Origin of the sequence: Streptomyces sp. NPDC044571 (assembly GCF_040647115.1) — a bacterium.
Taxonomy (GTDB): Bacteria; Actinomycetota; Actinomycetes; order Streptomycetales; family Streptomycetaceae; genus Streptomyces.
This window is the reverse complement of record NZ_JBEZBN010000024.1, coordinates 89,398-99,530: the sequence shown is the minus strand read 5'-3', so window position 1 is coordinate 99,530 and position 10,133 is coordinate 89,398. Positions and strand designations below refer to the sequence as shown.

Below are 10,133 nucleotides of genomic sequence, written 5' to 3'. Positions count from 1 at the left end.
GCACCACGTACCGTCCGATACCAGAACGAAACGCTCACTAAGACGTCATCTCATTTGGCGAATCTGCGGTAGCAGATGCCTCGCCCGCCTCGTCCCCCGCGCCTCGTCCCTGCGGGTCACGGACCCAGCATGAGCACCGCCCCGGACACCAGGGCGAAGACCAGGACGAACAGCCGTGTCCGGCGGGCGTCGAACCGGTGGTGCACCAGCCGGCTGAGCCAGGCTCCGGCGGCCAGGGCCGGTAGCAGCAGCACCGCCTGGCCCAGCTGGGCCGGGGCCGCCCGTCCCGTCGCGAACAGCAGGCCGAGCGAGGCCGCTTCGCCGACGAGGAAGCACACGGCGACCGTGGCCCGCAGCTCGGCGGCCGGACGGTGCTGGTAGACCAGGGCGAGCGGCGGCCCGCCGACCCCGGTCGCGGTCTCGGTCAGCCCGGTCACCAGGCCCGCACCCACGTACGCCCCGCGGGAGGGCGTGAAGGCCGGGGCGGCCAGGCTCACCAGCGCCGCCAGAACGGTGGCCGCCCCGACGAAGAGGCCGAGCCGCCCCGAGGGAATCGCCCACAGCAGCAGGAGCCCGCCCGGGGTGGCCGCCAGCCGGGCCCCGGTGATCCAGCCGGCCCCGCGCAGGTCGAGGCTGGCCCGCTCGCGCCAGGCGACGTACGCGTTGAGCGGGATCATCGACGCGAGGACGAACACCGGCACGAGGGCCGGGTCCAGCAGGCCCGCCACCGGGGCGACGATCAGCGCGAAACCGAGTCCGCCGGCGCCCTGGACGAATGCCGCCACCGCGACCGTCACCGCCAGGACCACCAGGCTCTGCGTGGTCACCGCGCCACGCTCCGCCCGATGCGGCGGTCCGCGCGGGCAGCGGCGGAGGTGGGATGCGTACGGGTCACTGCGGCCCGCCCCACGACGGCGCGGGCGAGTTCGGCCGCCCGCTCCACCAGGGCCGGGCCGTCCCAGTCGGGCGGCCACCCCTGCCACAGCCGCAGGCGGCCCGCGACGAACACGGCGCTGATCTGGTCCCGGTTGCCGCGCCGGACCAGCTCCCAGGGGAGGTCCCACGACAACCGCAGCTCGGGCGTGGTGATGTCGACCAGCAGGAAATCGGCGGCGGCGCCTTCGCTGACGGTGCCCGTGCGGTCGGCGAGGCCGAGGGCGTCGGCCCCGCCGCGGGAGGCGTGCTCCAGCCAGGTCCAGCCGGCCCCGCAGGAGGAGTCGCCGGAGGCGAGGCCGTAGGCCAGGCGCTGTGCGGTCTCGGCCGCGTCGACCAGCCGGAAGGCATCACCGCGTGTTCCGTCGGTCCCCAGCCCGAAGCGGATGCCGCGCTCCGCCATGAGGGCCGCCGGGGCGACGGCGTTGCCCTTCCAGGCGCTCGCCACGGGGTTGTAGCTGACGGCGGTCCCGGTGTCGGCGAGCAGGGTGAGCTCACCGGGGGTCAGGAGGGTGGCGTGGGCGGCCAGCAACCGGGGGCCCAGGGCGCCCACGCGGTGCAGGTGTTCCAGGGGGCGTAGTCCGTGCCGTACCAGGGAGCGTTCGACGGCGACGAGATGCTCGTTGACATGGATCTGGACGACGGCGTCCGCTTCCGCCGCCAGGCGGGCGGTGGCGTGCAGGGTGCGGTCCGTCGCGGCCTCGGGGACGGAGATCGCGAGGGAGGGATGGACCAGGTCGTCGGCGGCGTAACGGGCGAGGTGCTTCTCGGCCGCCGCGAGGACGCCGCCGCTCGGTGCACCGGGGTGCCCGGCGCCCGTGGCCTGCTCCGGGGCGGCGACGTCGTTGCAGAGGAGGGAGAGCACGCAGCGGATGCCGGCGTCGCGTGCGGCGGACGCCACGGCCTCCACGTCCACCACGGCCCGGGTCCCGGCGTCGGCGACGGTGGTGAACCCGCCGCGCAGTGCCTCCAGCGCTGCCAGCTTCGCCGCCACGTAGGCGGACTCCTCGTCCAGCGCGGCCTCCAGGGGCGCCCACACCCGGCGGAATATCTCCGAGGGTTCACCGAAGGCCAGCGCCGCCCCGAAGCTCTGGGTCAGGTGGTGGTGGGCGTCGACGAAGCCGGGCATCAGGACGTGGCCGGGCAGTCGTACGGGCGTCAGCCGGGGGTTTCGGCGTTCCAGTTCCTCGGCGGGGCCGACCGCTGCGAAGGAGCCGTCGGCCACGACGACGGCATGGGCGTCGAGGGCTCCCTCGGGTGTGATCACCACCTCGGGTACGTACAGCCGCGGGCCGGTTCCCCGGAGGAGGGCCGGGGACAGCGTGTTGCTCATGTTTCTCTTTCCGCTGGAGGGGGTCACGAGTGCGCGGGCCGGGCGTCGGCCGTCGCCGGCTCGGGTACGGGCGTCGGCTTGCGAGCCGGGCCCGGGCGCGTGTGCCGGAACAGGACGTTGAGCAGTGCCGCGGTGAACGCCCCGACGGCGACGCCGCTTTCGAGGAGGATCCGTACGCCCGGCGGGAAGCCCGCATACACACCCGGGACCAGGATGGGAAGCAGTCCGAGCGCGAGGGCGACGGCGCAGACGAAGGTGTTGGTGTGGCGGTCGAGGTCGGCGCGGCCCAGCATCTGGATGCCGAGCACCGTGATCACGGCGAAGACGACCATGGCGGTACCGCCGACGACCGCCGAGGGCACCACCGCGATCAGCCGGGTGACGGGTGCCAGGAAGCCGATGAGGATCAGCACGGCTCCGGCCGCGGCGGTGACGTAGCGGCTGCGTACCCCGGTCACGCGGACGATGCCGATGTTCTCCCCGCTGGTCACCATCAGGGGCAGCCCGAAGAAGCCGCCGATGAGGGAGGCCGCGGCGTCTCCCCGGATGGTCTTGGGCACGTCGGTGCGCCGGTCGATCTGCTTGCCCACCGCCTCGGCGTTGATGACGGTCTGGCCCGTCGCCTCCGCCATGGAGGCGATGCTGTAGAGCATCAGGGGCAGTGCGGCCACCAGGTTGAACTGGGGGGAGCCGAAGGGCAGGAGCTGGGGGGCGTTCAGCAGCGGGCCGTGGGCCGCCCGGCCGAGGTCGACCGAGCCGAGGGCGAAGGCGAGGGCGGTACCGGCGACGAGACCGAGCATCACGGCGAGCTGGCGCAGGATTCCGGTGAACAGCCGGTAGAAGGCGACGGTGAAACCGATCGTCGCCAGGCCCAGCGCGAGGTGCGTGGGATCCGCGAAGCCCGGCTCCCCCGGTCGGCCGGTGACGAGGACCGCTCCGACCTTCACGAGGTTGACGCCGACGATGACGATCATCGTGCCGATGACGAGGGCGGGGAAGAAGACGAGCAGACGGGAGAAGACCGGCAGCACCACGAAGTAGAAGGCAGCCGTGAGGATCACGGCTCCGGTCGCGGTGCGCAGCCCGTGCTGTTCGGCGATGGCCAGGAACAGGATCAGCGGCGCGCCGCCGGGCAGCATGACGAATGGCAGCCGCGGGCCGAACTTCCAGGGGCCGAGGGACTGGATCAGCGACCCGATCCCCGAGAGGACGAAAGCCGCGGAGAGCAGGTTGACCGTCAGCCGGGGGTCGAGCTTGAGCGTCGCGCTCATCAGGAAGATCGCCGAGATGGGGGTCGCGGCCATCACCAGGACGTGCTGGACGCCGAAGAGCAGGATCCTGCCCAGCGGACGGGCCTGATCCACGGGGTGGGGCTCGGCTTCGGCCGGTGCGGGGCGGGGATCGGCTGGGGCCGGTACGGCGAGGGGATCGGCTTCGGCCGGTGCGGGGTGGGGCGCCGGCGGGGAAGAACGGCGGGACACGGGACGGGACCAGGGCACGTGCGAGCTCCGTTCAGCTCGTTCCGGATATGGCCACGGCACGGCCCGGGACGGGGGCCGCAGCAGCGGGGCCAAATCGATTTGGCCGTCAGTATGTAAGGGCCCATGGGGCACGTCAATAGACCCGGCAAGCGGGCATGTTGCCCGTCCGCTTACGGATGCTGCCGAGGCCCCGGAGGACGGCTCGGCGCCGACGGCCCTTTTTCGTCGACGGGTTGACGCGGGCCGGGGCGGAGTGGCGGCGGCGGGTGAATAGACTTGGCTTCCATGTCGAAGCCTGACGAACTGCTCGTTGACATCGCCGCGCTCGTGGAGTCCGGGCAGAGCAACCAGATGTCCCTGACCGTAGTCGCCGGAGGTGCTGTCATCACCGGCCGGCTGGCTCCCGAAGCCGTGTGGCGGCAACGCGTGTCCGAGGTGCTGACGGACTCGGCCCGGCTGGGCGAGTTCTCCGGCATCTTCAGCGCCTCCCCGAGCAAGGGCCGGCCGCCCACGCATCTGCACTTCCACGTCGCGAGGATCCTGCAGGGCACGGTCGGGATCCCGGAGACCGGCGGCATGTACCGCGTGGCCATCGAGGACGTCAGCGCCTGGACCATGGGCGACTTCAGCTACTCCGACCACTGAACCGCCCCCACGACCCGGACTGCGAGGGCCGGCCCGGCGGTGCCGGGCCGGCCCACCGCTGTCGTCGAGCCGGCGGCCGGAGCGTGCCGGGCAGCTGGACCCGCGCAGGGCGGGGTAAGCGCGGGGCATGGACACCTCTTCGCGTTCTTCTGACCCGCCGGCAGCCGCGCGGCGCCGGGGCGGGGTTCCGTGGTGGGGGCGGGTGGCCGCAGCCCTGGCGGCCCTGGTGGTGCTGTTCGTCCTCGTCGCCCGCTTCAGCCTGATCCCCGGGTTCGGCAACCTGTTCGGTGGGGACACCACCCGCGACCGCTCCGGTCCCGCACTGCTCAAGTCGATCCAGGACATGCACCGTTACGAGGGCGCCGTCGGCAACTTCCAGGTGGTCGTCGACCTGGAGAAGGACGCGGCCTTCCTGCCGGACGCGATCCGCGGGACCCGCACCCTGTACGTCGGCGCCGGCACGGTCAGCGGCTACGTCGACATGGGCGGGCTGGGCGAGCGGAGCGTGACGGTGAACGCGGACCGCACCGAGGCCGCGATCAGGCTCCCGCATGCGGTGCTCGGCCCCGCCGCCCTCGACCCGGACCGCTCGTACGCCGTGTCGAAGCAGCGCGGCCTGTTGGACCGGCTCGGCGACCTCTTCTCCGACAACCCCGCCGGAGAACAGGCCGTACAACGGCTGGCCGCGCAGCACATCGGCGAGGCGGCCCGCGACAGCGGCCTCGCGGCGCGCGCCGAGGAGAACACCACGGCCATGCTCGACCGGCTGCTGCGCAGTCTCGGCTTCCGGCAGGTGACGGTCGGCTACGGCTGAGCCGGGAGGTCCGCCCCTCACCCCGGAGGGCGCCGGCGCCGGCGCCTGGACAGCGTGATGAGCAGGAAGGGGAGGCCCACCACCCACACCAGGCCGCCGATGACGATCAGGCTGCCGTCCGCGCGCGCACGGCTGAAGCCCAGGTCCTTCGTGCCGATCCCGTTCCACGTGGACATCCGTGCTCCCCCGTCCCCGGATCCTGCTCCCACCCTGGTGATCCGGCGTCCGGCCCGCAGGGAGTCAGGCGGTTCCAGTGGGGTTGACCGACGCGATGAGCAGGGCGATGTCGTCGTCGGCCGCGGCCGGGACGAGGTGGGTGAGGAGGCTGTCGCAGAGTCCGTCGAGGGAGCGGACGGGCTGGGCGAGCAGATCGGTCAGTTCGCCGAGGCGCTCGTCGATGTCCGCGCCCCGGGCCTCGATCAGGCCGTCGGTGTACAGCACGAGCAGGCTGCCGGGGGCGAGGGTGAGTTCGGTGGTGGTGAAGCCGGTGCCACCGCCGACGCCCAGTGGCAGGCCGGGCGGCACGTCCAGGACGCGGACCGTGCCGTCGGGGGCGACGCTCACCGGCGGGGGGTGGCCGGCGCGGGTGACGCGGCAGTGGCCGGTCGCCGGGTCGACCACGATGTAGAGGAAGGTGGCGAGCATCGGTTCGGCCAGGTCCTCCAGCGCCGCCTCCAGCTGGAACAGCAGGTCTTCCGGGGCGAGGTCGAGGCGGGCGAGCGCCCTGACGCTGGCGGAGAGCCGCCCCATCACCGCCGCGGCCGCGGTGCCGTGGCCCATCACGTCGCCGATGGCGAGGGCGACGCGACCGCCGCCCAGGGCGGTGACGTCGTACCAGTCGCCCCCGACCTCGTTGACGTCGCTGGCGGGCAGGTAGCGGTGGGCGATCTCTATCCCCGGCGGCGCGGTGATGTGCTGGGGCAGCATGCTGCGTTGCAGGACGGTGGCGGTGTCGTGCTCGCGGTTGTAGAGGCGGGCGTTGTCCACGCACACCGCCGCCCTGGAGGCCAGTTCCCCGGCCAGGGACACCTCGTCGGGGGTGAACGGGCCGACGGGCCGAGTGCGGTAGAAGGTCGCCAGCCCGAGGACGACACCGCGCGCGAGCAGCGGAGTCATCATGAAGGAGTGCACCCCCTGCTCCAACAGCCGTCGCGGGGTCGCCGAATGGCGGGCGGCCGGGGCGATCGCCTGCTCGTCGAGCTCCTCGATGACGAAGGGGCTGAGGGCGACGAGGGCCTGGGTGTAGGGGGCGTTCGGGGGGAAGGTCAGGGTGCGGCCCAGCGGGGCGAGGGTGGCCGTGATCTGCGAACCGGTCAGGGGCGCCTTCCCCAGGCGGCGCAGTGCGGCGCCGCCGACCAGGCCGCCGCCGAGGTCGCCGCCGCCGGCCAGGCTGTCGAGGACGTCGACGGTGACCGCGTCCGCGAGGTCGGGCACGGCGAGGTCGGCCAGCTCCTGGGCGGTGCGCTCCATGTCCAGGCTGGTACCGATCTTGGCATTGGCCTCGTTGACCAGGGTCAGGTGGCGGCGGCCGGCTTCGGCTTCCAGCTGGGCCTGTTCCTGGGCGGTGATGTCGATCAAGGTGGCGGTCAGGCCGATGGGACGCCGCTCGGCGTCCTCCAGCCGTACGTACGACCCCGACCACACGTGGTCGTGCTCCGGGTCCGCGGGGGTGCGGCCGGTGCGGCGGTAGTCCAGGATGGGCTCCCCGGTGGCCAGGACCCGGCGCATCGCACGCTCCATGTCGGCGCCGTTGATGTCCGGCAGGATCTCCACCACGCGGCGCCCCACGTGGGCCGCCTGCGGCAGACCGTTCATCGCCTCCAGGGCCGGGTTGACCCGCAGGAACCGGAGCTGGGTGTCGAGGACGGCGATGCCGACCGGGGAACGGGAGAACAGCCCGTCCCACACCGCCGAGGAGCCGCGGATACGCCGGGCCGCCTGCGCGTCCACGGCGAACACCAGGACCGTCGTGCCGCCCCGGTGGCGGGCCGGGACCGGGCAGGCCCAGATCTCCAGTTCCAGGGGGCGGCCCTCGCTGTGCCAGGCGGTCACCGTGCCCATCACGCCGCGCCCGGTGGCCGCGCCCTCCCACAGCGACCGGCCGAGGGTGCGGTCCGCGCCGGGATGGAGCAGCTCGGCGATGTGCCGGCCGAGTACGTCGTGCGGAGGGTAGCCCAGCAGGTCTTCCGCGGCATGGTCCCAGCGGACGATCAGCCCGTCGGCGCTCGTGGCCACGACCGCGACGGGCAGGGCGCCCAGCCATCCCCCCGCGTCCCGGGCCGCGCTCGTGGTCACGTCATCGAAGGGCACCTGCTCCATCCGCCGCACTTCCGCACCGTCGCCGCCTCGGGCTGCTCGCGCGACCCGCCGCACCTTTCCCCCTCCCGATCAGTATGGGCACCGGTCGGCCGCCCCGGCATCAGGGACGGGAGCCGCCCCCCGCCCGCGCCCGCGGGGCCGGGCGGGCGGATCGCCTCACCCGGCCGGGTGCGCCCGTTGGCCGACGGGCCACGGGCCCGGCTTGCTGGACGGATGAGACAGCGACCACCGGGGACCTCCCGGCAGCAGAGCCTGGAGACCCCGCGGGCCGCAGGACTGGCGGGGATCGTCTTCGCCCTCCTGTTGGCGGCGGCCATCGTGCTCGTACGGATCGGGCTGCCCTCCGGGGCCGGCGGCGACACCCTGGACATGGACCAGGGCCAGCGGAACGCGGTGGCCACGGCGGTGGAGCTCGTGCCGTTCGCCGGGATCGCCTTCCTGTGGTTCATGGGGGCGCTGCGCGCGCACACCGGTGAGAAGGAGGACCGGTTCGTCGCCACCGCCTTCCTGGGCAGCGGGCTGGTCTTCGTCGCCTGCCTCTTCGGCGCCGCGGCGGCCGCCGGGAGCGTCCTGGGCTCCGACCAGCCGCAGGCGTTCGGCCGGCACTTTGCGTACGGGCTGCTCACGACGTACGGGTTGCGGATGGCCGCCGTCTTCGTCTTCGCGACCTCCACCATCGGACGCAGGATGGGCGTCTTCCCGCGCCCCATCAGCCTCGCCGGGATCGTGGCCGGCCTCGTCCTGTTGGTGGTGGGCTCCTCCCTGCCGTGGTCCGAGCTGGTCTTCCCCGCCTGGGCCCTCGTCATCAGCCTGTACATCCTGCGGGCGGCCCGCCGCTCCGCCTGAGAACGCGCCGCCGTCACCCCGATGGCCCGGGCGGACGGGCCGCCCCGGCCCGTGCCGCGCACGATGGTCCGGGAGTCGAGGGGGCCACCGAAAGGACCGCACCTTGCTGAGGCTTGTCGTCGACCTGAACCGGTGCCAGGGATACGCGCAGTGCGCGTTCCTCGCACCCGATGTCTTCGCGATGCACGGGGACGAGGGACTTCTCTACGATCCCCAGGCCGAGGCGGCCCAGCGCGAACGCGTGGCCCAGGCCGCCGCCGCCTGCCCCGTCCAGGCGATCATGGTGGACGAGATCGACCTGGGCGCCCCGGGCGGCGCGGGGGCCGCTGCCACCGCCCCCACCCCGGGGGCGTCCCGTGCCTGACGGAAGCCTGGAGCAGCTCAAGCGCGAGGGCCGGATCGTCGTCGTGGGGGCCTCGCTGGCCGGGCTGCGCGCCGCCGAGACCATGCGGGAGAAGGGCTTCAAGGGCTCGCTGACCATGATCGGCGACGAGCCGTACGAGCCGTACGACCGCCCGCCCCTGTCCAAGCAGGTCCTGCTGGGCAAGGCCGGCGCCGACCACACCGCCCTCCCCCGGCGGCTGGCCCTCGACGCCGACTGGCGGCTCGGGGTTGCGGCCAGCGGGCTCGACATGACGGCCCGTACGGTCAAGTTGGCCGACGGCGACGAGGTTCCGTACGACCGGCTGCTGATCGCAACGGGCGTACGGGCCCGGCGCTGGCCGAACGAGGCCGAGGGGGAGCTCGACGGCGTCTTCGTCCTGCGGACCCGCGACGACGGCGCGGCCCTGGCCCGGCGGCTGGACGCCGGGCCGCGCCGGGTGCTGGTGATCGGCGCCGGATTCACCGGCTCCGAGATCGCCTCCGCGTGCCGGGAGCGCGGGCTGGAGGTCACCGTCGCGGAACGGGGCGACGCTCCGCTCGTCGGCGCACTGGGCGGGGTGATCGGAGCCGTCGCCGCCGAGCTGCACCGCGAGCACGGCGTCGACCTGCGGACCGGGGTCATGGTCACGGGGCTGGAGGGCGACTCGACCGGGCGGGTCCGGGCCGCGCACCTCTCCGACGGCACCACGCTGGAGTGCGACGTGGTCGTCGTGTCCCTGGGCGCGCAGCGCAACACCGAATGGCTGCTGGGCTCCGGCCTCGGTGCCGGCCCGCGCGGTATCGCCTGCGACGCGGGCTGCCGGGCGTTCGACATCCGGGGCATCGTCACCGACGACATCTACGTGGCGGGCGACGTGGCGCGCTCCCCGCACCCGCTGTTCGGCTACCAGTTCCTGTCCCTGGAGCACTGGGGCAACGCCGTCTCCCAGGCGGAGACGGCGGCGCACAACATGCTCAGCGAGAGCGTCGAACGGCGCCCGCACATCTGGGTTCCGGCCTTCTGGTCGTCCCAGTTCGGGGTGAACATCAAGTCCGTCGGCGTGCCGTCGATGGGCACGGAGATCATGATCACCCAGGGTTCGCGGGCCGAACGCCGCTTCACCGGGGTGTACGGGTACCAGGGCCGCATCATCGGGGCCGTCACCTTCGACAACGCGCGGTGGCTGCAGTTCTACGAGCAGCAGATCGAGCGGACCGCGCCCTTCCCGCCGCCGTTCCCCACGGTCGACCGGCGCTCCGAAGGGCAGCAGCCGATGCCTGCCGACTTCCCCGACCCGTCCGTGCCCACGCACGGGCCCACCATCACCCTCAGCGGATATTCGCCGGCAGACCGGCGGATGACGTTCACCCCCGCCGGGCACTGACCCGCACGTCCTCG

10 protein-coding genes are annotated in these 10,133 nt (G+C 73.4%); 5 read left to right on the top strand and 5 right to left on the bottom strand.

Annotated elements, in window-relative coordinates:
* Nucleotides 1-116: 116 nt before the first annotated feature.
* Genes AB0B01_RS15665 through AB0B01_RS15655 form a run of 3 tightly spaced genes read right to left on the bottom strand, consistent with a single transcriptional unit; the run spans nt 117 to nt 3,630 of the window.
* Nucleotides 117-827: a sulfite exporter TauE/SafE family protein gene (locus tag AB0B01_RS15665; RefSeq protein ID WP_361718177.1), complete on the bottom strand. Its 711-nt coding sequence runs from the start codon at nt 825-827 to the stop codon at nt 117-119.
* Nucleotides 824-2,266 carry an amidohydrolase family protein gene (locus AB0B01_RS15660; RefSeq protein WP_361718174.1) on the bottom strand — a complete coding sequence of 481 codons (1,443 nt, stop codon included), beginning with the start codon at nt 2,264-2,266 and terminating at the stop codon, nt 824-826. Before AB0B01_RS15660 ends, AB0B01_RS15665 begins: the two co-directional genes overlap by 4 nt.
* A 23-nt stretch (nt 2,267-2,289) precedes the next feature.
* Nucleotides 2,290-3,630, bottom strand: coding sequence for a uracil-xanthine permease family protein (locus AB0B01_RS15655; RefSeq protein ID WP_361718171.1), 1,341 nt, complete (start codon nt 3,628-3,630; stop codon nt 2,290-2,292).
* A gap of 402 nt (nt 3,631-4,032) precedes the next feature.
* Between AB0B01_RS15655 and AB0B01_RS15650 the strand changes: the two genes are divergently transcribed.
* Together AB0B01_RS15650 and AB0B01_RS15645 are read left to right on the top strand one after the other, a co-directional pair.
* Nucleotides 4,033-4,392 (top strand): hypothetical protein, encoded by a 360-nt coding sequence (locus AB0B01_RS15650; RefSeq protein ID WP_361718168.1) that lies wholly within the window; start codon nt 4,033-4,035, stop codon nt 4,390-4,392.
* Between the two features lie 127 nt (nt 4,393-4,519).
* Nucleotides 4,520-5,206 (top strand): DUF4230 domain-containing protein, encoded by a 687-nt coding sequence (locus AB0B01_RS15645; RefSeq protein ID WP_361718165.1) that lies wholly within the window; start codon nt 4,520-4,522, stop codon nt 5,204-5,206.
* Between the two features lie 17 nt (nt 5,207-5,223).
* On the opposite strand, the gene AB0B01_RS15640 is transcribed toward AB0B01_RS15645, so the two are convergent.
* Together AB0B01_RS15640 and AB0B01_RS15635 are read right to left on the bottom strand one after the other, a co-directional pair.
* Entirely contained in the window at nt 5,224-5,382 is a 159-nt protein-coding gene (locus tag AB0B01_RS15640; RefSeq protein WP_361718162.1) for a hypothetical protein, read from the bottom strand.
* Nucleotides 5,383-5,446: 64 nt separating this feature from the next.
* Entirely contained in the window at nt 5,447-7,501 is a 2,055-nt protein-coding gene (locus AB0B01_RS15635) for a SpoIIE family protein phosphatase (RefSeq protein ID WP_361718159.1), read from the bottom strand.
* A gap of 237 nt (nt 7,502-7,738) precedes the next feature.
* Between AB0B01_RS15635 and AB0B01_RS15630 the strand changes: the two genes are divergently transcribed.
* From AB0B01_RS15630 to AB0B01_RS15620, 3 genes are all read left to right on the top strand, one after another.
* The gene (locus AB0B01_RS15630) at nt 7,739-8,371 is read left to right on the top strand and encodes a hypothetical protein (RefSeq protein WP_361718156.1); all 633 of its coding nucleotides are present in this window, start codon (nt 7,739-7,741) and stop codon (nt 8,369-8,371) included.
* Between the two features lie 106 nt (nt 8,372-8,477).
* On the top strand, nt 8,478-8,735 hold the full coding sequence (locus AB0B01_RS15625; RefSeq protein WP_361718198.1) for a ferredoxin: 258 nt from the start codon (nt 8,478-8,480) through the stop codon (nt 8,733-8,735).
* Nucleotides 8,728-10,119, top strand: coding sequence for an FAD-dependent oxidoreductase (locus AB0B01_RS15620; RefSeq protein ID WP_361718154.1), 1,392 nt, complete (start codon nt 8,728-8,730; stop codon nt 10,117-10,119). Before AB0B01_RS15625 ends, AB0B01_RS15620 begins: the two co-directional genes overlap by 8 nt.
* Nucleotides 10,120-10,133: the final 14 nt, after the last annotated feature.